We start from the raw sequence: 23,979 nt of genomic DNA on the forward strand, positions 1-23,979 counted from the left end.
TAGAAAACACCGGGATCTGTTTGCTAAAGGATGTATGTGTTAATACTTCAGTAGGTGTAAGCACCAGCGATATCAGTAGACTATGGGTAGTTTGTCCCTCTGTAAAACCATCGTCATTTTAGGTGTTTAAACACGGGTATATAAATACTGCTCTTACAAAATTGCTGTATTTTGCTACCTTTGCCTAAACTCTTTTTCTAAAAATGGAAGTATCAGAAAATTTCAGGATACTATTAAACAACCCGCAGCTTTTACCCGAACTTAAAGCCATCGCGCAAAAGGTACTTGATAAACAACGTATAACTTTTGATGAAGGCGTTTTGCTTTACGAGAAGGCCGAACTGGGCTACCTGGGTATACTTGCCAACTACTTACGCGAAAAAAAACACGGTAATAAAACGTATTTCAACCGTAATTTCCATATAGAACCAACCAACCTTTGTGTTTACGATTGTAAGTTTTGCTCTTACTCCCGTCTGCTTAAGCAAAAATCGGAAGGGTGGGAGTACACGATGGAAGAGATGCTGGATATCGTTAAAAAATACGACGGACAGCCGGTTACCGAGGTGCATATTGTAGGCGGCGTATTACCGCAATACGATGTGGCTTTTTACAGCGAACTTTTCACCCGAATTAAAGAGCACCGGCCCGATCTGCATGTAAAAGCATTAACCCCTGTTGAATACCACTATATATTTAAGAAGGCGAAGATAGATTACGCCACCGGTATGCAACTGATGAAGGATGCCGGTTTAGAATCGATACCCGGAGGAGGGGCGGAGATCTTCCACCCCGAGGTGCGCGAACTAATAGCTAAAGATAAATGTACCGGCGACCAATGGCTGGCCATACATGAGGAATGGCATAAAATAGGAATGCGCTCCAACGCTACCATGCTTTACGGCCATATTGAAAAATACTGGCACCGGGTTGACCACATGGAGCGCCTGCGCGAATTGCAGGACCGGACGGGCGGATTCCAAACCTTTATTCCGCTGAAATTCCGCAACCAGGATAACCAGATGAGCAATGTGCCCGAATCTACCGTACTGGAGGATCTGCGTAACTACGCTATCTCCCGCATCTACCTGGATAACTTCGACCATATAAAAGCCTATTGGGCCATGATCAGCCGCACCACCGCGCAGCTATCGTTAAACTTTGGGGTGGATGATATTGACGGTACATTGGATGATACCACCAAGATCTACTCGATGGCAGGTGCAGAAGAACAGCACCCGGCCATGAGCACCAAACAACTGGTAGACCTGATAAAAAATGCTGGCCGCTACCCGATAGAGCGTGATACGCTATATAATGTAGTTACTGATTACAACGACTTCCAGTTTGAAGAAACCGAAAAACCGAAGTATTACAAGCTGCCGGTAATAAATTAGTTCATTGGTTCACCGGTTCATTAGTTTGTTGGTAGTAAGCCGGCAACTATTAACCACCATGTACCAATGAACCAATGAACTATTGAACTAATGAACAAAACACTATACATCGTCCGCCACGGGCAAACAGATCTTAATAAGCAAGGCATTATTCAGGGCCGTGGAAAAGACACCGACCTAAACGATGAAGGGCGCCTTCAGGCAAGGCAATTCTTTGCAGCTTATAAAGATGTGCCCTTCGATAAGATCTACGTATCCGCTTTAAAACGCACGCAACAAAGCGTCCAGCCATTTATCGATACCGGCCTCCCTTATGAGAAACTTCCGGGACTTGACGAATTGGCCTGGGGCATCCACGAAGGACAGGCGGCATCGCCTGAGTTAAGGGCCGATTTTTTGGAAGTAATGCGCAATTGGGTTGCCGGTAACCTGGATGTTAAATTCGAAGGCGGCGAAAGCCCCAATGAAGTAAAAGTACGCCAGCTGGAGGCCATGGAAGTGATCATGAGTCACCCTGAAGAGGAAACCGTATTAATATGTATGCATGGCCGCGCTATGCGCCTGCTTTTGTGTATCCTTACTGATAAGCCCCTTACCGAGATGGACACCTTCCCGCACCAGAATTTGGTGCTTTATAAACTGACCTATGATGGCAGCAAGTTTACAATCGTAGATTTCAACAACGCGCTCCACCTAAAAACTCCTGAACAGCTAAGTGAAAAAGATCAGAATATCCGCGGTTAGCTATACTAACACCAAGCCCTTTTTATACGGATTACAACACTCAGATATCATCAACGATATCGACCTGAGCCTGGATATCCCTTCCGACTGTGCACAAAAACTCATTGACGACAGAGCCGATATTGGGCTGATTCCCGTGGCTGCCACGCTCGATCTGCCACAGTGGGAAATCGTTTCGGCCTATTGCATTGGCGCCGTTGGTGCCGTGAACTCTGTATTTATTTTCAGCAATTGCGCTATCGAAGATGTAAAAACCATACAACTCGACCCGCAATCGCGCACATCCAACAATCTCGCCCGTGTACTGCTCAAAAACTTTTGGCAGGTACAGCCCAAGTTGGTTAAAGATGCACCCGATTATGCCGTATCGACCGAGACAGCTACCGCTTTTGTACAAATAGGCGACCGTACCTTTGGCAAAGCCGATCAATACCCTTTTGTGTACGATCTTTCTGCCGAGTGGCTAAAATTTACGGGATTGCCTTTTGTTTTTGCCGCCTGGATAGCAAACAAACCGATCCCTGCAGATTTTATAACAGCCTTTAACAACGCTTTACGCCTTGGCCTCGCTCACCGCAAAGAACTCCTGAGCGAACTACCCCATCGCGCCGATTTCGACCTGGAAGATTACCTGATGCACAAATTGGATTTTGATTTGACGGAAGATAAAAAGAAGGCGTTATACTTGTTTTTGGATTATATAAAGGCGTTGTAATAATTTTGGCCAGTTTACCTGCTCCGATAGGAGCTATCGCTTTGTAGTTAAAATTCTCATGTTTTTGCGTGCCGTAGGTATGCACCCAACGTTTGCTATTCAAGGCACATGACTTCGTTATTGCAATTTTCTAAAATTCGTTTGCCACGACAGCAAACTTCGCCGCCTTCGTTAGCGTTCATCTCACTTATAACTTACCCAATTAGCTGGGCATAACTGCAAATTTTTTGATAAATTGCTGTAAGATAAAAACTATATCACCTTTAACTCTCTTTCCTTTATCAACATGAAAACACCACAAAAACTAAAAGCACAATCTGCCATTGTAACCGGCGGGGATAGCGGCATAGGCAGGGCAGTAGCTATCGCGTTAGCAGAGGCAGGCGCCAAAGTACTTGTAAACTTTGCGCATAACCACGATGCAGCCGATGAGGTGGTTAAGATCATTAAGGATGCAGGTGGAAAAGCGTTTGCTTTTCAATGTGATGTAAGTAAGGAAGACGAAGTGAAGGCGATGTTTGCCGCCGCCATTAAAAAGTATGGCACGGTAGATATATTGGTGAATAATGCCGGCCTGCAGAAAGATTCCAAATTTATAGACATGACGCTGGAACAATGGAACACGGTGATCAACATTAACCTTACCGGGCAGTTCCTGTGCTCGCGCGAGGCAGCTAAGGAGTTCATGAAGAGGGGAGTAGTAACAAAACGAAGTGCCGCCGCCGGTAAGATCATTTGTATGAGCAGCGTTCACGAAATTATCCCATGGGCGGGGCACGTAAACTACGCGGCCAGCAAAGGCGGCATCAGCATGTTTATGAAAAGCATCGCGCAGGAACTGGCACCACATCAGATACGTGTAGTGGGGATTGCACCGGGCGCCATACAAACGCCTATAAATAAGCCAGCCTGGGAATCACCCGCAGCCCTGAATAAATTATTAAACCTGATCCCTTATAACCGTATAGGCCAGCCTGCAGATGTTGGAAAATTGGCCGCATGGCTGGCTTCTGATGATGCGGATTATATTACCGGCACTACTATTTTTGTAGATGGGGGCATGGCTCTATACCCGGGCTTTGCCGATAATGGTTAAAAAATAGCTTAAAAATCTTATTTTGTCAGGTAAATGTCACAAACAATGAACTTTTCTATCCAAATTTTACTTAGTGTATATTTTACAATAAGCCTGTCGCCAATTTATTAAGATATTGTAAATTATACACTAAGTATCACCTATGTTTTTTACATTTTTATATTATTGGCGCTTTATTTATGATATATTCATAAAAATTGATAATAATTTTGAATATATTCAACCATTCCGTACTTTTGTTATGTAAATTAAAATATAACACAACACATAATATAAAATTTAAACAACATGAAAAAGATATTTGTAACCATCGCAATCGCTGCCAGCTTGTTTACTACTAACATATATGCTGCAACCAGCGCAACAAAAACTGATGACGGTACTGAGAACGTTTCTTACGCTGCCATCCTTAAATTCAACAACGATTTCGCAAGAGCAGAAAACGCTACCTGGAAAGTTAACCCTAACTTCCAAAAGGTAACTTTTACATTAGATGATGTAAAAATGTCAGCTTTCTACAACCTTCGCGGCGAGTTGATCGGCGTAACTCAGAATGTGCAATTCAAAGCATTGCCTGAGAAAGCTAAAAAAGAGATCGCTACTAAATACGAAGGTTATTTCGCCAAAGAAGTTATCAAATTAGAAAGCGGCGACGATAGCTTTGATAACACAGTTTACTTTGTAGATCTTGCAAAAGATGGTAAAGAACTTTTAGTAAGGGTAACCCCATCTGCAGGTGTTTACTTCTTCCAGGACGTAAAATAATTCAACCAGGCAACCATAACAATTGCTTAACAATAAAAGCCACCCAACTGGGTGGCTTTTATTGTTTTAACCTGTTTTTTACATTTTTTTTACCGCCACAAATAATTTTATTTGGTTATTAATAATTTTATATATTTGAAAAGATAGTTGTACATTCTATAATTGAATATTAAACCATTTTTATACTCAGTTGAATTACTTACTGATCGGCTAAACAAAATTATTTAATACGATTATATTAATATTATGAAAACTGGAAAAGTAAAATGGTTTAACACCCAAAAAGGTTACGGCTTTATTGTTACCGACGATGGTAAAGACCTGTTTGTTCACTTTAAAGATGTACAGGGCGGCGTAAACGCGATCAAAGATAACGACAACGTTGAGTATGATGTTGAAGAAGGCAGAAAAGGATTACAGGCGGTAAACGTAAAAAAGGTTTAAACCACCACAACCATATTATAAACCTCTGGTATGTGCAGGGGTTTTTTTATGCAAAAAAATTAGGCAAAATTCTCCCCTTTATCTACATTAGCCACGCCATTATAACCTCTCATCCATCATGACTGATACTGCTCCAGATAAAGTTTCAAAAAACGTTATCTTCCTGGTAATTGTAGCCTCGCTGGGTTACTTTGTTGACATATATGATCTGCTGGTATTTTCTATTGTACGCAAGGACAGCCTGCATGATATTGGCGTAGCCGAAGCAGACATGCTCTCCAAAGGGCAGTTCATCATCAACGTACAAATGTTTGGTTTGCTGCTTGGAGGCCTGCTTTGGGGCATCATTGGCGATAAAATGGGGCGCATAAAAGTGCTGTTCGGTTCCATCTTGCTTTACTCCATAGCCAATTTTGCAAACGCTTATGCCTATGATGTTAACTCTTATGCCCTTATCCGCTTTATAGCCGGCATTGGCCTGGCAGGAGAGCTTGGCGCAGGTATCACCCTTGTATCAGAAACGTTAAGTAAGGAAAAACGCGGCTACGGTACCATGATAGTAGCGGTGGTAGGTTTATTTGGCGCAGCCGCGGCTTATGCTGTTGCTAAGTATGGCTGGCAAACAGCCTACATGGTTGGTGGTGGATTGGGTATTGTGCTGCTGCTGCTTCGCGTGGGTACATTCGAATCGGGGATGTTTAAAAATGTACAGGAAAGTAAAGTATCCAAAGGTAATTTCCTGATGCTTTTTACCGATTTTAAACGTTTCAAAAAATATCTCTATTGTATTTTAATAGGGGCACCACTGTGGTATGTAGTAGGGGTACTGGTAACTTTTTCGCCTGAATTTGGGGTTGCTTTAAAATCTAAAGAAGTTTTAAGCGCCGGCGAAGGGGTACTTTATACTTACATAGGTATCGCTATCGGCGATATATTTGCCGGTCTGCTGGCTCAGGTCACCCGGTCGCGAAGGTTAACCATGATGGTTTTTCTAACGCTCTCACTTGTTAGCGCCTTTGTGTATTTGCGATCGGAAGGCATTACGCACGACAAATTTGTGTGGATCTGTTTCTTTATGGGCTGCACAGTAGGTTATTGGGCAACTTTTGTAACCATTGCTGCAGAACAGTTTGGCACCAACATACGCGCTACTGTAACTACCACCGTGCCCAATTTTGTGCGTGGTTCACTCATTCCCATCACCATGGCATTTAACGCGTTTAAGGCCAATTATGGGATGATAACCAGCGGATACATTATGATGGTCATCTTAACTGTGATAGCGTTATTCTCGCTTAGCCAGTTAAAGGAAACTTTTGGTAAAGATTTAAATTATATAGAGGAAGAAGCCGGAGTAAGTTAATTAGTGATTAAGAACATGTTTAGCTTAATCAATACTTTGTTTAGTTTTGCTGTTGTGAAACACTAATTCACTAAATCATAATTTTAAATTAATGATTAGTAAGGAACAAATAGCTGCAGGTTACCGCGAGATACAGGACGAGATATGTGCAGCCCTCGAAGCTACCGACGGGCTGGCCAAATTTGAAGAACAACTTTGGGAACGCGAAGGTGGAGGCGGAGGCCGCACCCGCATTATCCAGAACGGCAATATATTTGAAAAAGGCGGCGTTAATTTCTCTGCTGTGCATGGCAAGCTGCCGCATACCATGAAAAAGGCGCTGAACGTGGAGCAGGAAGATTTCTTCGCTACCGGTATCTCCATTGTGATACACCCCAACCACCCGTTGGTGCCTATCATCCATATGAACATACGGTACTTTGAAATGCCAACCGATACCGGCGAAACACCTGTACACTGGTTTGGCGGAGGTATTGATCTTACACCGCATTATGTGGTAGATGAGGATGCCCAATTCTTCCACCAGCAAATAAAAAACGTATGCGACCATTTTAACGATGAGTTTTATCACCGTTTTAAGGTTTGGGCCGATGATTATTTCTTTATTAAACACCGCGACGAAACCCGTGGCATAGGTGGCATTTTTTATGACAGGCTTACCGCCAACGAGGATATGAATTGGGAGATGATCTTCGAATTCTCTAAAGTGCTGGGGCGCTCGTTCATCCCAACCTATACGGAACTTGTGAACCGCAGCCGCTACAAAGAATTTACGCCGGAGCAGCAGCAATGGCAATACCAGCGCCGCAGCCGTTATACCGAATTTAACCTGGTTTACGATGCCGGTACCCGTTTCGGGCTGGAAACCAACGGCCGTATCGAATCTATTCTTATGAGCCTGCCGCCAACGGCCAAATGGGTGTATGATTACCATGCGCAGCCCGGCAGCGAAGAGGAACGCACCTTATCTTTACTCAAAAAGGGAATTAACTGGGTTTAGCATGGTCAGGAAAACTGTATTATCCTTAGCGCTTTTGTCTGTTATACTTTTGTCTTTTCGTTTACAGGGCACGCTCTCTGGCACCTATGTATACGCAGGAGGCGTTTATAACGGTAAGGCAGATGGGCCATCCAAAGATTATAAACTACAGCGCCGGTACAGCGATTCGGAGTATGAAGCCACCTTTATAGAGCCCGGGCAGGATACCATCGTATACGAGCAGGGCAAATACAAATTGCAGCAAGATACCTGCCTGGAAACGCAGACCTACAGCCGCGAGCCATCTAAAACACTCAACATCAGCGTGCGTTATGTGTACCACATTAGCAACGACACGCTCACCTTTAGCGGGCTATTACCCAACGGCACAACCGTACAGGAATACTGGAAAAAGGTAAAGCCCTAACGCCCTTTTGTAACACATTTTTGACTCGTTTTTTACCCTAAAAACGTTGATAAAAGTCTCGAATGTTAGTAAAAAAGACACTTTTTTGTGTTAATTTTTTTAACTTCGCAGGTCGTATAAAAAAACCAATTTTACACACGAATACTGATTATATTTTCCACTAAGAAAAACAAATGGCTGAAGGAACTGAAAACGATAATCCACAACAAGAAGACAGAATAATTTCAATAAATATTGATGAGGAAATGCGATCGGCCTACATTGACTACTCAATGTCGGTTATCGTATCAAGGGCGCTGCCCGATGTGCGCGACGGTTTAAAACCGGTACACAGGCGCGTATTGTATGGCATGCTCGATCTGGGTTTGTACAACAACAAGCCCTACAAAAAATCTGCACGTATAGTAGGTGAGGTACTGGGTAAGTATCACCCGCATGGCGATACATCGGTATACGATGCCATGGTACGTATGGCACAGGACTGGAGCTTGAGGTACCCATTTGTTGAGGGCCAGGGTAACTACGGTTCTATAGATGGTGACCAGCCCGCGGCAATGCGTTATACCGAAGCAAGGCTTGAAAAAATTGCAGAGGAAATGCTGGCCGATATCAATAAAGATACCATTGATTTCCAGCTGAACTTTGACGACTCGCTGCACGAGCCAACCGTTCTGCCTGCAAAATTCCCTAACCTTTTGGTTAACGGAGCGAGCGGTATAGCGGTAGGTATGGCCACCAATATGGCACCGCACAACTTATCAGAAATTGTTGATGCTACCATAGCGCTGATAGATAATCGCAACATAGAAATTGCGGAACTGATGACCTACGTTAAAGGTCCCGATTTCCCTACCGGTGGTATCATCTACGGGTTTGAAGGCCCGCGCCAGGCCCTGGAAACGGGCCGCGGACGTATTGTTATCCGCTCCCGCGCTGAAATTGAAACTTATAACGGCGAACGCGAACGCATCATCGTTACCGAAGTACCTTACCAGGTAAACAAGGCGCTGATGATTGAGCGTACCGCTGAGCTGGTTAACGAAAAGAAAATAGAGGGCATCACCGCCATTCGCGATGAAAGTAACCGCGAGGGGATCCGCGTGGTTTACGAAATAAAACGCGATGCGAATGCCGCTATCGTACTCAATAACTTATATAAGTATACTGCGCTGCAAACATCGTTCAGCGTAAATAATATCGCGCTGGTACATGGCAGGCCGATGATGCTGAACCTAAGGGATCTGATCCATCATTTTGTTGAGCACAGGCACGAGGTGGTTATCCGCCGTACCAAATACGAACTGGCAGAGGCCGAGAAACGCGCGCATATCTTAGAAGGTTTGCTGATAGCGCTCGATCACATTGAAGAAGTTATCCGCCTGATCCGAGCTTCATCCACTCCAGACGAAGCACGCGAAGGCTTGATGGCAAACTTCCAGCTGAGCGATATACAGGCACGTGCCATTTTGGATATGACCTTAAGGCGCTTAACAGGCCTGGAGCGTGATAAGATAAAAGATGAGTACGATGCTTTGATGAAAACCATCGATTACTTAAAATCTATCCTTGCGGATGAAGGCCTGCGGATGCAGATCATAAAAGACGAATTATTAGATATAAAAGCCAAATACGGTGATGAGCGTAAAACCGAAATGGTACACTCATCGGCAGAAATGCAAACCGAAGACTTTATTGAAGATGAGGATGTGGTGATCACCATCTCGCGCGAAGGCTATATCAAACGCACCTCGCTTACAGAATACCGCAGGCAGGGCAGGGGTGGTAAAGGAAGCTTAGGCAGCAACAGCCGCGATGCCGACTTTATTGAGCACCTGTTCATTGCATCTAACCACAATTATATGCTGTTCTTTACCGAGAGCGGGCAATGTTTCTGGTTACGCGTATTCGAAATTCCGGAAGGCACACGTACCTCTAAAGGTCGTGCTATCCAAAATATCATCAATATCCCTAAGGAAGAGAACATTAAGGCTTACATCAAGCTAAAATCGCTGAAGGATAAAGATTACCTGGAGAACAACTTCATTATTATGTGTACCAAAAAAGGTGTTATCAAAAAAACATCTTTAGAGGCATACTCACGCCCGCGTGCCAATGGTATCAACGCCATCAACATCAACGAAGGCGACTCTTTATTAGAAGCAACATTAACCACCGGCAGCAGCGAAATTGTAATGGCGCTGCAATCGGGCCGTGCTATCCGCTTCAACGAATCTACTGTTAGGCCGATGGGGCGTACTGCAACGGGCGTACGCGGTATCAGCTTAGATAGCGATAACGACGAAGTAGTTGGCATGATCGCCATCGACGATAAAGAGACTACCGTATTGGTGGTATCTGAAAAAGGCTACGGTAAACGTACCGATATTGACGATTACCGGGTTACCAACCGTGGTGGTAAAGGTGTAAAAACCTTAAACGTTACCGAAAAAACAGGAAAACTTGTTGCCATAAAAGGTGTTACTGATAAAGAGGATCTTATGATCATCAACAAATCGGGTATCATAATTCGTATTGCCATTGCCGAGCTGCGTACCATGGGTCGCGCTACGCAAGGTGTAAGGTTGATCACACTGAAAGGTAATGATGAGATAGCTTCGGTAGCAAAGGTAGATCATGACGAGGACGAGGAACTGGATAATTCGGCAGTATCGGCTGAAGACGGTACCGAAACCGCAGCATCAACTGACGCCGCACCGGCAGCCGAAATAACAAGTACAGAACCAACTGATAATACCGATGCAGCAGGAGAGGAGCCTGAAGCAGACGACAAAACAGAATAAACATATGCAGCATAACCGTAAGATAATATTACTGGTTTTAGGGTTGTTTACTACATCTTTAGCTTTTGGGCAATCAGAAGCATTAAAGGCAGTGGTAAACAACCTTGCTTTTTACAAGCAAAAAAATGACCTGGCGTATCTTGCCAGGGCAAAAAAATCAGCCGATAGCTTAATTGTTACCCGGTCAGACTCAAGCGACCTGACGAAGAATGTTTACCGCCTCATTGTTTATTCCAGTATCCTCAATACCGATACTTTAAATAAGATGAACCAGCCGGAAACGTTTATCGATCAAACATCTGCCTTGCTTGATAAACTTTCTGCCAGGCAAAAAGCTTACAAATTTCAGCCGGAGCTTGATTACTCCAGGCGCTGCCTTACCAACGCTTATATCCGCAAAGGTTTTATGGCCACTACCAACAACGATTTTGTCAAAGCTTCCGCAGCTTTTCAAAAGGCAAAATACTACGCGCCTTCCTTTAAACCCGTTAACGCGTATATGGCTTATGCCAATAATAAGCAGGGCAATTTACAGGAAGCGGCCAAAAACTACAGCAATTTAATAGCTACCGACAGCACCAAGCTGGAGTATTTTCAAACTGCATCATCCATCTACAAATCAATTGGAGATACCGCCCGGGCGCTACAAATATTAAGGCGCGCACGTAGGATCTTGCCGGCGGATAAGCAGCTGCTGCAGGACGAGGCTAATATTTACAATAACAAAAAAGACTATAAAGCGTTAGAACCACTAATAGGCTCACTGATTGATAATAACGCGAACAATGCTGATATCACCTTTGTGGCTGCAAATTGCTACGATAATTTAAATCAGTACGATAAAGCAGAATCTTTATATCTTAGAGCCATTGAACTTAACGGCGCGGCTTACGAACCCGTGTTTAACCTCGGGTTGCTTTATTTTAAAAGGAGTGCATTAAAGGATAACGACGATAAAAACATCACAAGCGCCATATTATGGCTGGAAAAAGCCAACGAAATGGCACCGCGTGATAAAAACTGTTTAGCGCTTTTACAACTGGCTTACAAAAAAACGGGCAACCAAAACCAGTTGGATAGGGTGAATAACAAATTACAGCAAGTAACCAACTAATATGAATAGCCGCCGTTTGGCCGCAGGTTCATTACACTTAAATACAAAAACTATTTAAAATGAAAATTAAATTTTTTATGGCTGGCGTGCTGGCCTTTGCTTCGGCAACAACCTTTGCACAAAAAAAGGAGTTGAGCAACGCACAAAGCGAATTTGAGAAATACCAAACTATAAGGCAGGGCCAATTGGCTGTAACAAGTCTTAACAACGCCAAAACTTCGATAGATAAGGCTGCAACAGATGCAAAAACTGGTACTTTACCGCAAACCTACGCACTTAAAGGTGCTATTTACGCAAGCCTTGCCATTTTAGATACTGTAACAACTACTTCAGCGCCTTTATTTGCAACCGCAGAGGAAGCCTTGAAAAAAGCTAAGGAAACTGATGCAAAAGGCGAAAACAAAAAACTGATAGATGATGGCGGCCTTAGCTTAGCCCAATATCAGTTATCGGCAGGGGTAAAGGCTTACCAGGGTGCCAAATACGAGGTAGCGTACAAGGCATTTGATTACTACCGCAGTATTTTGCCTGAAGATACTACCGCTATATTCTACACTGGCCTTGCGGCGTACAACTCTAAAAATTACCCGGCTGCAATAAAAAATTACAGCAAGCTGGTTACCACTAAATACTCAAATGGCGAACGTATTTATGACGAGCTATCGGGCATGTACCTGGTAAGTAAAGATACCGCTGGTGCATTAAAATCGTTAGGTGAAGGCTTGGTAAAATATCCTAACAGTTCAACCCTGCGTAAAAAAGAGATAGAGATCGCTTTACAAACAGGCAAATCAGAAGAGGTGCTTTCTAAAATTACCGCGGCCATAGCCAACGACCCTAAAAACAAAGCGCTTTATTACTACGCCGGCTTGGTTTATTCACAAACAGGTGATGCCGCTGCTGCAAAAGTAAAAACCACTAAAGATGCTCCGGGCAAAGCTGCATTAAAAGCAAAAAAGACCGAAAATTACGACAAGGCCGCCGAGATGTACAAAAAAGCATTGGAATTAGATCCTAACTATTTTGAAGCGAACTTAAACCTTGGTTATATTTTGCTTGCACCGGCTATCGAGTCATTCAACGCAGCCAATAACTTACCAGGCACTGCAAGCGCTCAAAAACAATACGATGCGTTCATGGCAAAATCTGCCGTACAGTTTGATGTAGCAAAACCATTCCTGCAAAAAGCTGTAGATCTTAAACCAGGATCGAGAGATGCGCTGGCTAACCTGATAACTTATTACCGTGGTAAAAAAGATCAGCCAAACGTTGATAAATACACCAAGCTAATGGACGCTGCTAAAGAATAACCCAGCACCTGTCAAAGCATATCAAACGCCATCTCGGAAGAGGTGGCGTTTTTGTTTTATACCTATAGTACAAGCTTATTTTAAATCATTACTTAACATAATGTTAATTATGAGACTATTTACTGTTTCCGTTATTTAAGCGTTGCACTGTCAATCTTGAACCATAATTCGTTTGATACAATCGGTTGTGCCATAGCAAATTATTAGCAGCCGAAGGCGGACGTAATTGTAAATGGCCGTGGCGTTGATCGAGTAACTGCCACCGTTGAAAAAATAATCGCGGAAACGGGCAATCCAAACCTTACGGGCATAGCCGCTGATTTTGCCCAGATAAACCCAACCTGATAAAAGAATTGCCAAAGGTTAATATCCTGGTGAATAACATCGGCATATTCGATCCTAAAGAATTTAAAAGCATCCCGGATGAAGAATGGTTTAAATTTTTCGAGGTGAACGTAATGAGCGGCGTACGCTTATCAAGGACTTATTTTGATAAAATGCTTGCTAAAAACTGGGGCCGCATTATCTTTTCCAGCGGGTCGGGTGTGCAGATTCCCGCGGAAATGATCCATTACGGCGTAACAAAAGCGGCCCGGATATCGGTAGCACGTGGCCTGGCAGAACTTACGGCCAGTACTGGTGTAACGGTAACACCGTGTTGCCTGGCCCAACTGCTTCTGAAGGTGCCAGCAAGTTTATTGAAGCCGTAGCCAAAGAACAAGGCTTTACTGATGCAGAGATGGAATTTCTCACCAACATGCGCGGCACATCCTTATTAAAACGCTTTATAACACCAAAGGAAATTGCCAATATGGTGGCTTATATCGCCAGTCCGCTACAAATGGCGCTACACTGCGGGTGGATGGAGGTGTAATTAAAACTGCTTTTTAAACAGGCAGATCTGCCTAAAACAAAAACGCCCGGCAATTTGCCGGGCGTTTTTTATGTAATAACTAACCTGGTGTTATTGAGGAATCTTTTTAGTAGTATCTCTCTTCACCGTGTCGGTTTTGGCGGTATCAGTTGTAGTTGTTGGTGTGCTCATCACAGCGGTCGAATCTGTTTTGGTGCTGTCAGACCCTGAGCTGGTATCTTTTGTTGAACTGCAACCTGTGGCGATAGCGCCGATCATTGTCGCGACTAACGCGAAACTTAAAATTTGCTTTTTCATAATAGATATGAGTTTTGAGTGACGTTATTAATGTTTACTCTTTATTAAACCCCTTGCTACACAAGTTGTTTTAATTAATTCCCTTAAGTTTTGCAAACACAGCGCCACAAATCGTAATATTCGTGTTGTAAAAGCTGCATTTTACCCGATATTTTTCTGATATTTAACGGTAATGGTAGTATCAGAAAACACGTTGAAATGGGTGATGCGCCTCTACCCTCCCCTCCTTTTTCAGCGGATCTGGGTGATGGGTTTCGACAAGGGCTTCGCAGGTGTGCGGGTGAAAGTGAGCAAGAGTTTGCTCAATAAAAACTATAACGGCTCTATTTTTGGCGGGACGATATTTGCAGCGGCCGACCCTTTTTACCCTGTATTGTTTCACCAGATATTAAACGCAGATGGTAAAAGACGCCTTGCTATCTGGTCTAAATCATCAAAGATCGACTTTTTAAAGCCAGCAATCAGCAACCTGTTTTTTGAGATAAAATTAAGCGAAGCCAATATTGCCGAGGCGAAAGAAACGTTAATAGTGACAGGGAAGTATGAGAAGCTGTTCCCAATAGATATTTATAACCAGGCCGGAGAAGTTTGCGCCTCGCTGATGAACGAAGTTTACGTACGCGACCTCGACCTGCCTAAAACATTAATATAACACAATGGCTGTTTTTATGAACGATACCGCCTTCCTGAAAAAAGGCTACGAAATCTCTTTAGACAAAGCAAAACTTGATTTTGACGCGATATATAGCTATCTTACTACCACCTATTGGGCAAAAGGGATGCCTGCAGAGAAGCTGAAAACCGCGCTGGAAAACTCTATGTGCTTTGGTTTGTACCATAATGGTTCACAAGTCGGGCTATCGAGGGTAGTTACCGACCAAGCAACATTTGCTTATTTGTGCGATGTTTATGTGCTGGAAACGCACCGCGGAATAGGTCTTTCCAAATGGATGATGCAGACCATACTGGCCCATCCCGACTTGCAGGGCCTGCGCCGCTGGAGCTTAGCAACTGCAGATGCGCAGGGGCTCTATAGCCAGTTTGGATTTACGCGGATTAACAATCCTGAAAATTGGATGCAGATACATACGCCTTATAAAGCGGACTAAACTATCGGAAATGAATTTAAAACGACAGATCTTTGAAGGGGAAGGCGTATCGCTCGATTTTAAAAAAACCATTACCAGCTGCGAAAAGATCGCCAAAACCATGGTGTCCTTCGCCAACAATGTTGGCGGCAGGCTACTTATTGGCGTACTGGACGATGGCACTATAAAAGGTGTAAAATCTGAAGACGAAGAGCGTTACATGATAACCAAGGCCGCCCATTTTTATTGCCGCCCCGCGCTTGAGCCTGTGTTTGAAGAAATTTATTGGGACGATAAACTGGTAGTAGTAGTTGATATCCCCGTGAGTACCGAAAAACCCCACTATTCCCTTGCCGAGGATGGCAAATGGTGGGCATATATCCGCGTGAAAGACAAAAGCGTACTGGCAAGCAAAATTGTTTTAGAAGTACTAAAGCAATCGGCCAGCAACGACGGTGTGTTGATAGAATATTCCTCCAAAGAAAAAGCCTTGTTGGAGCACCTCGATAAAAGTGAACGAATCAACATCAAACAATTTTGCGAATTGCTGAATATAGGCCGCCGCCGTGCCCAACGCATCCTGGTGAATTTGGTGCTCACCGGTGTTATCCGCGTGCATACTACGGAGAAAGAAGAATTTTATACGGCGAATTAGCGTAGGTGGATTAATCAGTTGACAGGCCGTACTTACCCTATGTCAATTTCATTCCGGGCGGTTAAATAAGCGTCTCCCGTGTCAACATTATCATTATTTTTGCCTGCCCGAAATAATGAAAGCCATTTACCACAAATACAAACCTTATTATACTGATAGCCTGAAACTGGCTATTCCGGTTGTGATATCACAGCTGGGGCATACGCTGGTACAGGTGTCCGATTCCGTTATTGTGGGGCATTTCGCGGGGACTACCTCCCTGGCCGCCGTATCATTAGTAAGCAGTTTGTTTTTGGTACCGTTGGTGGTAGGTATTGGTATCAGCTATGGCGTTACGCCGCTCATCGCCCAAAACCACGGTCGCGGAGATTATAAAGAATGCAGCAAGCTTCTTTCCAACAGTTTATTGCTGAATATAATTACGGGCATGGTTTTGTTTTGCGCCATTTATTTTGGCGTGATGGCGTTTATCGATCAGTTAAAACAGTCGCCTGCTGTGGTGGAACAGGCCAAGCCCTTCCTGTTTTTACTGAGCTTGTCGCTTATCCCCTTGATGGTATTCAGCACCTTTAAACAATTTGCCGAAGGATTGGGCTTTACCAAACAGGCTATGATGGTGTCCATCTGGGGTAACGTATTAAACATTTGCCTCGGGGTAATATTTGTAAAAGGCATGTTCGGCATCGCACCTATGGGCATCCGCGGGGTGGGTTTAAGTACGCTGATAGACCGTTGTGTAATGGCCATCGTAATGGCTTTTTATGTACTGCGCTCCCCTACCTTTCGCAAATATTTACAGGATTTTGCGGTACGCAATGTCGACCGGATCCGCGGCTTGCAGATCCTCAAGATAGGTGCACCGGTGGCTTTGCAATACACTTTTGAGGTGAGCGCTTTTGGGGCAGCCGCTATCCTCATCGGAGTTATCGGCCCTGTTCCGCAGGCGGCGCACCAGGTGGCAATAAGTTTGGCGGCCATTACCTATATGATGGCGAGCGGCATTTCTTCGGCGGCAGCCATTCGTTCGGGCAATTATTTTGGTTCGGGAGATCATCACAACCTGCGGCTTTCGGCTATATCAAATTACCATATTGTTATCGTTTTTATGAGCTGCACCGCGGTTATATTCACACTATTTAATCATGTGCTACCGTATATTTATACTACAGATGAACGTGTATTATCCATTGCATCACAGCTACTTATCGTTGCGGCTTTCTTTCAGTTGTTTGATGGAACACAGGTTGTTGGGCTGGGTGTGCTGCGTGGCATAGGCGATGTAAATATTCCTACCATCATCACTTTCGTTTCTTATTGGATAATAGGTTTGCCTATTGGATATCTGTTGGGCATCTACCTGGACTTAGGTGTGCTTGGCGTTTGGTATGGCCTGGTTTGCGGTTTAATATCGGCATCTATCATGCTCTTCCTTCGCTTTCAAACCATCAGCAAAAGAAACAAGTTGAAAGTGATAGCAGATTAAAAGTAAAGCTGGTTGGCCACGCGGAAGGTATTGCAATGCGCTTCTACAATATCTTTGATGTCCGGCGAGTAACCGCCGCCCATGCTCACCTGTATCGGGATCCCACGACTCTTGCATTGCTCCAGCACAAAACGGTCGCGCTCTTTGCAGCCTTCCCTGCTAACCGACAACTTCCCTAATTTATCCGACACCAAAATATCTACGCCCGATAAGTAAAAGATAAAATCGGGCTGACACTTATCTATCAACCCGGGTAAGGTGCTTTTTAACAGAGCAAGATACGCCTCATCCCCTATACCATCATCCAGCGGAAGATCCAGATCCGACCGTTCCTTGCGGAACGGGAAATTCTTATCCCCATGCATCGAAAAGGTAAACACCGCCGGTTGCTGCTCAAAGATCTGCGCGGTCCCGTTCCCCTGGTGTACATCTAAATCAATGATCAAGATAGATTGAGATAAACCTTTATTTAACAAATAATTAGCAGCAATCGCCTGATCATTCAGCATACAAAAGCCTTCGCCCCGCTTACTGCCTGCATGATGGGTACCCCCCGCCACATTAAAGGCTATGCCGTGCTCAAAAGCATAATGGCAGCCGCCAACGGTCCCTTTCGCTATGCGGGTCTCACGTTCTACCAACTGTGCCGAAAGTGGGAAACCGATGCGCCGCTGTTCCTTTGGCGGCAGGGTAAGATCGCGGAGTTCTTGCCAGTAAGTTTTATCGTGGGTGAGCAAAATGGTGGCTTCATCCAGCTCGGTTGGCGAAAACAGGTTGGCTTCAGTTATCGTCCCCTCGTGCAATAACTGCGCGGGTATCAGCTCATACTTCAGCATCGGGAAACGGTGCCCCGGTGGCAAAGGGTGCGCGTAAATGGGGTCGTAAGCTATTTTAAGCATAGCGGTTTTAAGTGGAAAATATCTCACCGATGTGTTTCTCTATGTTCTCGCAGATATTGTCTACCGGCAGATCATTGGCATCGTAACCAAAGGGATCCTCAATTTCTTCCGCTATCAGTTCGATACTGGCGAACACGAACAGGATAAACCCGATGATGGGCATGATAAAATACTTCAGATCGAATGCCCACGTGAAGGGCAATGTCATGATGTAGGTGAAGATGAATTTTTTGATGAAGACACTGTAAGAAAACGGTATCGGTGTTTTTTTGATGCGCTCGCATGCACCACAAACATCTGTAAATGAAGTAATTTCGGCGGTTATACTAACCAATTGCTCCGGGTTGATCTGCCCCTCCCTGTTTAAGCGGTAGATCTGCTTGATAATTTCCGAAGCCACCTGGTTCGGCACGTGCTTGTGCGGGTCTATAGCGACAAAGTTTTGCTGTTCACTTGAATAGGTATCACGCAGGTGATCGCGCAGCGTTCGGGCGTAAAGCGGGATGGTATAGCTAAAGAACGCGAACTCTTTTTCGTTGATCAGGTGTCTGAGTTTAATAGCCAGGTTACGGCTGCTGTTGGTAAGGCTGCCCCAGATCTTGCGCCCCTCCCACCAGCGGTCGTATGCGGAATTGATGCGGAAGGCCAGCAGTAACGAGAACACAAATCCAATGGTTTGATGCACATAGATCACCTTTTTAAGGATAGTGGTTTCGGGAATATGGAAAAAATCAATAAGGAAGAACGTAACGACACCTGCGTAAATACTCACACAGGTCATTAGCGGAAAAAGCTCGCGTAGCGTATCGGCCTTGTTAAAACGGAATATAAGCGAGAACCATTGCCTGGGATTATAGTATATCATTTTGTATTATTTAACAGCTGTAAGGGCTTTAAAAAGGCATTCTGAGGCTTTGTAAACATCGGCAAAGGTATTGTAAAGCGGTACGGCGCTCAGGCGGATCACATCCGGCTCGCGCCAATCGCCTATAACGCCATTATCTGCAAGGTAATTGAAAATAGCCCGGGCATTATTTTTGCAAACTATCGAAAGCTGGCAGCCCCGCTCGGCGGCGTTGCCCGGTGTAATGATGTGGTACACATCGTCGCCCGCTTTTTGATTGATGTTGTTTATTAAAAATTCAAAGTACGCCGTAAGCTGTTCGCTTTTGGCACAGAGCTTTTTAAGCCCGCCTGCGCGTTCAAAAATATCCAGCGACGCCTTGTGTATGGCAAGAAGCAAAATAGGCGCTGTGCTCACGTTCCAGCCCTCTGCGCCCACCTCCGGCTGAAAGCCCGGTGCCATCAAAAAGCGTTTATCATGACGGTACCCCCACCAGCCGGCAAAGCGGTCAAGCGTGGTATCATTAAAATGTTTCTCATGAACAAAAGCACCACTGATCCCACCGGGACCCGAATTCATGTATTTATAGGAGCACCAGCAGGCAAAGTCGGCATCCCAGTCATGCAGTTTTACGGGCACATTACCTGCCGCATGTGCCAGGTCAAACCCTGCATAAGCCCCGGCCTCGTGGGCCGCTTTGGCAATGGCTTCGAGGTCGAAGAATTGCCCGGTGTAATAATTTATCCCGCTGAACATCACCAAAGCCAGTTCATCGGCGTTATCTTTTATCTGCTGCAGGATGTCTTCGGTACGCAAAGTTACTTCGCCATCGCGGGGTTTTACTTCAATCACCGCGTCGGCCTGTTCAAAGCCATGGAATTTCACCTGGCTTTCTACCGCGTACTGATCCGAAGGGAAAGCGCCTGCTTCCAGCAGTATCTTATAACGTTTATTGGTTGGTTTATAGAAACTTACCATCAGCAGGTGAAGGTTCACTGTAAGTGAGTTCATGATGGTAACCTCGGCAGGCTTCGCACCCAAAATATCAGCCAGCGTAGGGATAAGCTGTTTATGATAGCTCAACCATGGGTCGTTACCCATAAACCAGCCCTCCACGGCGTTGTCCTCCCAGGCGGTTAGCTGCTGCTGAATGTACTGCTTTGCCGCGCAGGGTTGCAGCCCCAACGAATTACCGCAAAGGTATATAGCATCTTCGCCATGATGTTTAGGAATAAGAAATTCGCTGCGGAACTGTTTCAGCTCATCCTGCTCGTCCTGCAGTAAGGCAAATTCTAATGTGGGTTGAAAAATCATTAGCCAATAATAAGGAAAAGATAAACACGAATTGAGTAAAACACGAATTTCACGAATGAAGCGAATTGAAACTATAAAACAATGTCATTTCGAACCCTGAAGCGTGGGAAAGAGCGATTGAGTGTGAGAAATCTTATACGTCTGGCTTGCACGTCAATCGATAACCGCCCGCCAAACCCGGATGCACATTATATAAGTCCTCTCCTCGCCTCTGCGCACATCACCCACCCGCTCGTTCGAGATGACATGGTGGGTACAGAGTGAGGGCTACTGAACTTCGCTTCTATAAGGCTATCGTTCCATGTGCGCCTTCATCATAGCGTTTACTTGTTACGGCAGCTTTCAACACATTGAAAAGCACCACCATGCTGCTGCTATTGCTATCCCAGTATTCGGCATCGGTTGGGGTTATCTTTAGTAAGGTAAGCTTAGGGTCATTTACGCCCTCGGGGAAAAACGCCTGTACAAAAGGGTTCCAAAGCGCTTTCATCTTAGCCCTGTCGGCCACCAGTTCGGCTTCGCCAATGATACTAAGATAAGTATGGTTTTTGGGGTCGGAGTACGTTAGCGAGATGGTGTTCTCTACTGATATTTCGCTGGCCTTGGCAGAGTCTTCGTTGGTAAAGAACCAGATGTTGCCATCGGAATCCACATCGGCTGTACCCATTGGCCGGCTGCTAAAACCTCTTTCGGAGTTGTAAGTAGTCAGCATTGCTGTTTTAACTTCGTTGATCTCATCGCGGAAGTATTTCAGGCTTTCGATTTTTGATTGCTCGCTCATCGCTGTAGGGGTTTAGATGTGCAATAACAAACCAGCGGTTTATTTGTTGGGCTTACTTACAAAAATATTTCCTTTAACATAAAAGCGGTATGGCAGCAGCGCGTCATCCCCGGCATAGTCCACCCCAATTCGCGGGCCCGCAACCACTTCGGTATCCGGGAAACTTAGTCCCCTGTCTTCCACCCAAATGGTATCGCCCTGTAAACTGAAGGCATTTATTTTGCGCGAGATACCCAGCGCTTTAGCTACCGAGCCGGGGCCTTTGGTGATGTTGGGCTTCAGCGTTTCCATATTGCGGCGCTGCATAATAACGTCGAGCCCGTCCGTAGGTACTACGGCCCGGATGAGTATAGCATGTGGCTGCCCACCAACGGAGGTTACGATGTTAAACATCTCGTGTATACCATAGCACAGGTAAACATAAGCAATGCCACCCTGCTCGAACATGGTTTTGGTACGTGGCGTTATCCGGTTGCCATAAGAGTGGGACGCCCTATCGATGATGCCATTATAAGCTTCTGTTTCAACAATATAACCCCCGGTAGTTTCACCATCAATGCAGGTGAACAGGTACTTGCCTATCAGGTCGCGGCTTAACGCGACTACATCGCTGCCGAGGTAATATTCTTCTGGTAATTTCATGGTTGTTGCAGTATATCGGCCAGTAATTTATTGATCTCGCCGGCTCTGTCAAACACCATAATATGCGTGCCACCTTTGATGATGGCGGTTGGATCTTTTATCTTTTTCCAGGGAAACACCTGGTCTTTATCGCCAATGATGTGGAACAGGTTGGAAATTGGCTCCATATTGTTGAAATACAGCACCGCGTGCATGGCCCATTTTAAAAACACCGGAGATGAGTTTGCAAGCATGCTTTGAAAGATTGTCAGATCTTCTGTGCTCATGTTGCCAAATACCGGTTTCACCATAAAGCCAACCTTAGTCATGATACTTGCGGGGATAGGTTTATAAACCGGCACTTTCTGAAACAGCTTAAAATACCAGGGTGCCTCGTCGGCAGTTTTGATGCTGGATATCAGGATAACCTTTTGCAGCTTCACCTGTTTGGCTATTTCCACCGCGATCATGCCACCAAGCGAATCGCCAATAGCGATATCGCCGGACTGTATATTGTATTGTTTTACAAGCTTTTGCGCATAGGTGGTTAAAGTATCAAGGGTATCAGGCGCTATCCAATCTACGAGTAGCCGCTCAAATACTTCGGGCAAAACAATGTTCTTGTACAGCCGGGTATCAGCACCCAAGCCGGGTATCAGGAAAACCTTCGTCATTAAAATTTAATGAGCTTTACTATCTCGCCAAGATATTTTGCGTCCACCTCGTCAAATTCGGCAAGTTCCGAACTATCTACATCCAGCACCCCCACTACTTCGCCATCATGAAACAAAGGCAGTACAATTTCCGAGCGAGACAAAGAGCTGCAGGCAATATGTCCGGGAAACTCTTCTACATCGGGCACCACTAAAGTTTGTGCCCGCTGCCATGCCGCGCCGCAAACGCCTTTGCCTAAACCTATCCTTGTACAAGCCACAGGCCCCTGGAAGGGGCCGAGCACCAATTCGTTATTCTTCACTAAATAAAAGCCCACCCAAAACCATCTGAACTGCTCTTTAAGCGCGGCAGCCACGTTGGCGAGGTTGGCCACGAGGTCGGGCTCGCCAAAAAGCAAAGCTTCAATTTGAGGGATGAGTGATATATATTGTTCGGTTTTATTTACCGACGTGGTTATCGTAAGGTCTTCTGCCATGGTGTAAAAGTAAGGATGAACGTGTAAAACTAAATAAGCCGAATATCATATTTAATATTTTATTTCGCAGTAGATGATCGTCAGCCTCACTATTATACGTTACCGGAAAGCGCTTGTACCTTTCGCCCTGCTGGCTATGGCCATCCACCGCTTGCCTATGTGGCTGCAGCAGGGTTGTACTTTCTGGAAACTGTTAGGCAGTGGCCGCAACGGCACGTTCGACCTGCAGCCCGACTGGCAGCAATGGGGCCTATTGGCCGTTTGGGGAAACCGCGAAGATTATGAGCAGTTCCAGCAAAACTCCTTTGTGAGTAAATGGTGGAAGCTTTTGGGCAGCGAGCAATGGACGGTACTTTGCCAGCCCATGCAAAGCCATGGCAAATGGGACGGTAAGGAACCCTTTGGCAAACCGGACTTAAAGATAGCTGATGGCCCAATGGCCGTGCTCACCAGGGCGACCATTAAAATGAGCCGTTTGAAAAACTTTTGGAGCCACGTAGATGAAGTGGCCGAACTAATGGCGACAGCACCGGGGTATATTACCTCCATCGGCGTAGGCGAAGCACCCGTTTACCGGCAGGCCACTTTTTCGGTTTGGGAAAGCATGGAGCACATGCGAGCCTTTGCCTACGGCAGTAAGCGACATGCCGAGGTGATCAAAAAAACGCGAAGTGAAGGGTGGTACAGCGAAGAACTTTTCGCCCGGTTTACCATTTTGGAAAGCAACGGGACGATCGACGGGAAAAACCCATTGGAAGAATTTCGAAATTCGAATGTCGAATTTCGAAATCAGGAAAACGATACATTGAACTTTTAAA

Annotated in this window: 27 protein-coding genes; 19 read left to right on the top strand and 8 right to left on the bottom strand. The window is 45.1% G+C overall.

The features are described from left to right. The first annotated feature begins 203 nt into the window (after positions 1-203). From mqnE to ABIX36_RS06230, 14 genes are all read left to right on the top strand, one after another. Positions 204-1,397, top strand: coding sequence for an aminofutalosine synthase MqnE (gene mqnE, locus ABIX36_RS06165; protein ID WP_348081284.1), 1,194 nt, complete (start codon positions 204-206; stop codon positions 1,395-1,397). Between the two features lie 90 nt (positions 1,398-1,487). Next, positions 1,488-2,141 carry a histidine phosphatase family protein gene (locus ABIX36_RS06170; protein WP_348081285.1) on the top strand — a complete coding sequence of 218 codons (654 nt, stop codon included), beginning with the start codon at positions 1,488-1,490 and terminating at the stop codon, positions 2,139-2,141. After that, positions 2,113-2,856 carry a menaquinone biosynthesis protein gene (locus ABIX36_RS06175; protein ID WP_348081286.1) on the top strand — a complete coding sequence of 248 codons (744 nt, stop codon included), beginning with the start codon at positions 2,113-2,115 and terminating at the stop codon, positions 2,854-2,856. The genes ABIX36_RS06170 and ABIX36_RS06175 overlap by 29 nt, the downstream gene beginning before the upstream one ends. A gap of 286 nt (positions 2,857-3,142) precedes the next feature. Continuing rightward, positions 3,143-3,952, top strand: coding sequence for an SDR family oxidoreductase (locus ABIX36_RS06180; protein WP_348081287.1), 810 nt, complete (start codon positions 3,143-3,145; stop codon positions 3,950-3,952). 288 nt (positions 3,953-4,240) lie between these two features. After that, positions 4,241-4,717: a hypothetical protein gene (locus ABIX36_RS06185; protein ID WP_348081288.1), complete on the top strand. Its 477-nt coding sequence runs from the start codon at positions 4,241-4,243 to the stop codon at positions 4,715-4,717. Between the two features lie 246 nt (positions 4,718-4,963). Beyond that, a complete protein-coding gene (locus tag ABIX36_RS06190) occupies positions 4,964-5,161 on the top strand; it encodes a cold-shock protein (protein WP_348081289.1) in 198 nt (65 codons plus the stop codon). Positions 5,162-5,279: 118 nt separating this feature from the next. Then, complete coding sequence (locus ABIX36_RS06195) at positions 5,280-6,524, top strand: MFS transporter (RefSeq protein ID WP_348081290.1); 1,245 nt, start codon at positions 5,280-5,282, stop codon at positions 6,522-6,524. Positions 6,525-6,615: 91 nt separating this feature from the next. Beyond that, positions 6,616-7,524, top strand: coding sequence for an oxygen-dependent coproporphyrinogen oxidase (hemF, locus tag ABIX36_RS06200; protein ID WP_348081291.1), 909 nt, complete (start codon positions 6,616-6,618; stop codon positions 7,522-7,524). Position 7,525: 1 nt separating this feature from the next. Then, on the top strand, positions 7,526-7,930 hold the full coding sequence (locus ABIX36_RS06205; RefSeq protein WP_348081292.1) for a hypothetical protein: 405 nt from the start codon (positions 7,526-7,528) through the stop codon (positions 7,928-7,930). Between the two features lie 173 nt (positions 7,931-8,103). Continuing rightward, the gene (gene gyrA, locus ABIX36_RS06210) at positions 8,104-10,731 is read left to right on the top strand and encodes a DNA gyrase subunit A (protein ID WP_348081293.1); all 2,628 of its coding nucleotides are present in this window, start codon (positions 8,104-8,106) and stop codon (positions 10,729-10,731) included. 4 nt (positions 10,732-10,735) lie between these two features. Further along, complete coding sequence (locus ABIX36_RS06215) at positions 10,736-11,845, top strand: hypothetical protein (protein ID WP_348081294.1); 1,110 nt, start codon at positions 10,736-10,738, stop codon at positions 11,843-11,845. 59 nt (positions 11,846-11,904) lie between these two features. Further along, positions 11,905-13,155 carry a tetratricopeptide repeat protein gene (locus tag ABIX36_RS06220; RefSeq protein ID WP_348081295.1) on the top strand — a complete coding sequence of 417 codons (1,251 nt, stop codon included), beginning with the start codon at positions 11,905-11,907 and terminating at the stop codon, positions 13,153-13,155. A gap of 353 nt (positions 13,156-13,508) precedes the next feature. Then, on the top strand, positions 13,509-13,865 hold the full coding sequence (locus ABIX36_RS06225; RefSeq protein ID WP_348081296.1) for an SDR family oxidoreductase: 357 nt from the start codon (positions 13,509-13,511) through the stop codon (positions 13,863-13,865). A 29-nt stretch (positions 13,866-13,894) separates the two neighbouring features. Further along, complete coding sequence (locus ABIX36_RS06230) at positions 13,895-14,029, top strand: hypothetical protein (RefSeq protein ID WP_348081297.1); 135 nt, start codon at positions 13,895-13,897, stop codon at positions 14,027-14,029. Positions 14,030-14,119: 90 nt separating this feature from the next. Here ABIX36_RS06230 and ABIX36_RS06235 read toward each other — a convergent pair whose 3' ends face one another. Further along, positions 14,120-14,326 carry a coproporphyrinogen III oxidase gene (locus tag ABIX36_RS06235; RefSeq protein WP_348081298.1) on the bottom strand — a complete coding sequence of 69 codons (207 nt, stop codon included), beginning with the start codon at positions 14,324-14,326 and terminating at the stop codon, positions 14,120-14,122. Positions 14,327-14,498: 172 nt separating this feature from the next. Here ABIX36_RS06235 and ABIX36_RS06240 point away from each other — a divergent pair, with 172 nt between their 5' ends. The 4 genes from ABIX36_RS06240 to ABIX36_RS06255 all read left to right on the top strand — a co-directional run bounded on the left by ABIX36_RS06240 (position 14,499) and on the right by ABIX36_RS06255 (position 17,552). After that, on the top strand, positions 14,499-14,978 hold the full coding sequence (locus ABIX36_RS06240) for a DUF4442 domain-containing protein (protein WP_348081299.1): 480 nt from the start codon (positions 14,499-14,501) through the stop codon (positions 14,976-14,978). Positions 14,979-14,994: 16 nt separating this feature from the next. After that, complete coding sequence (locus ABIX36_RS06245; protein ID WP_348081300.1) at positions 14,995-15,435, top strand: GNAT family N-acetyltransferase; 441 nt, start codon at positions 14,995-14,997, stop codon at positions 15,433-15,435. A 10-nt stretch (positions 15,436-15,445) separates the two neighbouring features. Further along, positions 15,446-16,069 (top strand): ATP-binding protein, encoded by a 624-nt coding sequence (locus ABIX36_RS06250; RefSeq protein WP_348081301.1) that lies wholly within the window; start codon positions 15,446-15,448, stop codon positions 16,067-16,069. 115 nt (positions 16,070-16,184) lie between these two features. Continuing rightward, the gene (locus ABIX36_RS06255; protein WP_348081302.1) at positions 16,185-17,552 is read left to right on the top strand and encodes an MATE family efflux transporter; all 1,368 of its coding nucleotides are present in this window, start codon (positions 16,185-16,187) and stop codon (positions 17,550-17,552) included. On the opposite strand, the gene ABIX36_RS06260 is transcribed toward ABIX36_RS06255, so the two are convergent. From ABIX36_RS06260 to ABIX36_RS06290, 7 genes are all read right to left on the bottom strand, one after another. Next, a complete protein-coding gene (locus tag ABIX36_RS06260) occupies positions 17,549-18,451 on the bottom strand; it encodes a histone deacetylase (RefSeq protein ID WP_348081303.1) in 903 nt (300 codons plus the stop codon). The two genes, ABIX36_RS06255 and ABIX36_RS06260, sit on opposite strands and share 4 nt — an antisense overlap. A 7-nt stretch (positions 18,452-18,458) precedes the next feature. Then, a complete protein-coding gene (locus ABIX36_RS06265) occupies positions 18,459-19,316 on the bottom strand; it encodes a bestrophin family protein (RefSeq protein ID WP_348081304.1) in 858 nt (285 codons plus the stop codon). Positions 19,317-19,322: 6 nt separating this feature from the next. Further along, positions 19,323-20,609 (bottom strand): kynureninase, encoded by a 1,287-nt coding sequence (gene kynU, locus ABIX36_RS06270; protein WP_348081305.1) that lies wholly within the window; start codon positions 20,607-20,609, stop codon positions 19,323-19,325. Between the two features lie 283 nt (positions 20,610-20,892). Further along, entirely contained in the window at positions 20,893-21,390 is a 498-nt protein-coding gene (locus ABIX36_RS06275) for a pyridoxamine 5'-phosphate oxidase family protein (protein ID WP_348081306.1), read from the bottom strand. 39 nt (positions 21,391-21,429) lie between these two features. Continuing rightward, complete coding sequence (locus ABIX36_RS06280) at positions 21,430-22,032, bottom strand: DNA-3-methyladenine glycosylase (protein ID WP_348081307.1); 603 nt, start codon at positions 22,030-22,032, stop codon at positions 21,430-21,432. Beyond that, entirely contained in the window at positions 22,029-22,685 is a 657-nt protein-coding gene (locus tag ABIX36_RS06285; protein ID WP_348081308.1) for an alpha/beta hydrolase, read from the bottom strand. Before ABIX36_RS06285 ends, ABIX36_RS06280 begins: the two co-directional genes overlap by 4 nt. After that, positions 22,685-23,161, bottom strand: a complete 477-nt coding sequence (locus tag ABIX36_RS06290) for a GAF domain-containing protein (RefSeq protein ID WP_348081309.1) — start codon at positions 23,159-23,161, stop codon at positions 22,685-22,687. Before ABIX36_RS06290 ends, ABIX36_RS06285 begins: the two co-directional genes overlap by 1 nt. Positions 23,162-23,234: 73 nt before the next feature. Here ABIX36_RS06290 and ABIX36_RS06295 point away from each other — a divergent pair, with 73 nt between their 5' ends. Continuing rightward, positions 23,235-23,978, top strand: a complete 744-nt coding sequence (locus ABIX36_RS06295) for a DUF3291 domain-containing protein (RefSeq protein WP_348081310.1) — start codon at positions 23,235-23,237, stop codon at positions 23,976-23,978. Position 23,979: the final 1 nt, after the last annotated feature.

Origin of the sequence: Mucilaginibacter sp. (assembly GCF_039925265.1) — a bacterium.
Taxonomy (GTDB): Bacteria; Bacteroidota; Bacteroidia; order Sphingobacteriales; family Sphingobacteriaceae; genus Mucilaginibacter.

Excerpts from the sequence above, each read along its gene's own strand:
- mqnE (WP_348081284.1), top strand. The coding sequence starts at position 204 with ATGGAAGTATCAGAAAATTTCAGGATACTATTAAACAACCCGCAGCTT.
- ABIX36_RS06170 (WP_348081285.1), top strand. The coding sequence starts at position 1,488 with ATGAACAAAACACTATACATCGTCCGCCACGGGCAAACAGATCTTAAT.
- ABIX36_RS06180 (WP_348081287.1), top strand. The coding sequence starts at position 3,143 with ATGAAAACACCACAAAAACTAAAAGCACAATCTGCCATTGTAACCGGC.
- ABIX36_RS06185 (WP_348081288.1), top strand. The coding sequence starts at position 4,241 with ATGAAAAAGATATTTGTAACCATCGCAATCGCTGCCAGCTTGTTTACT.
- ABIX36_RS06190 (WP_348081289.1), top strand. The coding sequence starts at position 4,964 with ATGAAAACTGGAAAAGTAAAATGGTTTAACACCCAAAAAGGTTACGGC.
- ABIX36_RS06195 (WP_348081290.1), top strand. The coding sequence starts at position 5,280 with ATGACTGATACTGCTCCAGATAAAGTTTCAAAAAACGTTATCTTCCTG.
- hemF (WP_348081291.1), top strand. The coding sequence starts at position 6,616 with ATGATTAGTAAGGAACAAATAGCTGCAGGTTACCGCGAGATACAGGAC.
- ABIX36_RS06205 (WP_348081292.1), top strand. The coding sequence starts at position 7,526 with ATGGTCAGGAAAACTGTATTATCCTTAGCGCTTTTGTCTGTTATACTT.
- gyrA (WP_348081293.1), top strand. The coding sequence starts at position 8,104 with ATGGCTGAAGGAACTGAAAACGATAATCCACAACAAGAAGACAGAATA.
- ABIX36_RS06215 (WP_348081294.1), top strand. The coding sequence starts at position 10,736 with ATGCAGCATAACCGTAAGATAATATTACTGGTTTTAGGGTTGTTTACT.
- ABIX36_RS06220 (WP_348081295.1), top strand. The coding sequence starts at position 11,905 with ATGAAAATTAAATTTTTTATGGCTGGCGTGCTGGCCTTTGCTTCGGCA.
- ABIX36_RS06230 (WP_348081297.1), top strand. The coding sequence starts at position 13,895 with ATGGAATTTCTCACCAACATGCGCGGCACATCCTTATTAAAACGCTTT.
- ABIX36_RS06235 (WP_348081298.1), bottom strand. The coding sequence starts at position 14,326 with ATGAAAAAGCAAATTTTAAGTTTCGCGTTAGTCGCGACAATGATCGGC.
- ABIX36_RS06240 (WP_348081299.1), top strand. The coding sequence starts at position 14,499 with ATGGTAGTATCAGAAAACACGTTGAAATGGGTGATGCGCCTCTACCCT.
- ABIX36_RS06245 (WP_348081300.1), top strand. The coding sequence starts at position 14,995 with ATGAACGATACCGCCTTCCTGAAAAAAGGCTACGAAATCTCTTTAGAC.
- ABIX36_RS06250 (WP_348081301.1), top strand. The coding sequence starts at position 15,446 with ATGAATTTAAAACGACAGATCTTTGAAGGGGAAGGCGTATCGCTCGAT.
- ABIX36_RS06255 (WP_348081302.1), top strand. The coding sequence starts at position 16,185 with ATGAAAGCCATTTACCACAAATACAAACCTTATTATACTGATAGCCTG.
- ABIX36_RS06260 (WP_348081303.1), bottom strand. The coding sequence starts at position 18,451 with ATGCTTAAAATAGCTTACGACCCCATTTACGCGCACCCTTTGCCACCG.
- ABIX36_RS06265 (WP_348081304.1), bottom strand. The coding sequence starts at position 19,316 with ATGATATACTATAATCCCAGGCAATGGTTCTCGCTTATATTCCGTTTT.
- kynU (WP_348081305.1), bottom strand. The coding sequence starts at position 20,609 with ATGATTTTTCAACCCACATTAGAATTTGCCTTACTGCAGGACGAGCAG.
- ABIX36_RS06275 (WP_348081306.1), bottom strand. The coding sequence starts at position 21,390 with ATGAGCGAGCAATCAAAAATCGAAAGCCTGAAATACTTCCGCGATGAG.
- ABIX36_RS06280 (WP_348081307.1), bottom strand. The coding sequence starts at position 22,032 with ATGAAATTACCAGAAGAATATTACCTCGGCAGCGATGTAGTCGCGTTA.
- ABIX36_RS06285 (WP_348081308.1), bottom strand. The coding sequence starts at position 22,685 with ATGACGAAGGTTTTCCTGATACCCGGCTTGGGTGCTGATACCCGGCTG.
- ABIX36_RS06290 (WP_348081309.1), bottom strand. The coding sequence starts at position 23,161 with ATGGCAGAAGACCTTACGATAACCACGTCGGTAAATAAAACCGAACAA.
- ABIX36_RS06295 (WP_348081310.1), top strand. The coding sequence starts at position 23,235 with ATGATCGTCAGCCTCACTATTATACGTTACCGGAAAGCGCTTGTACCT.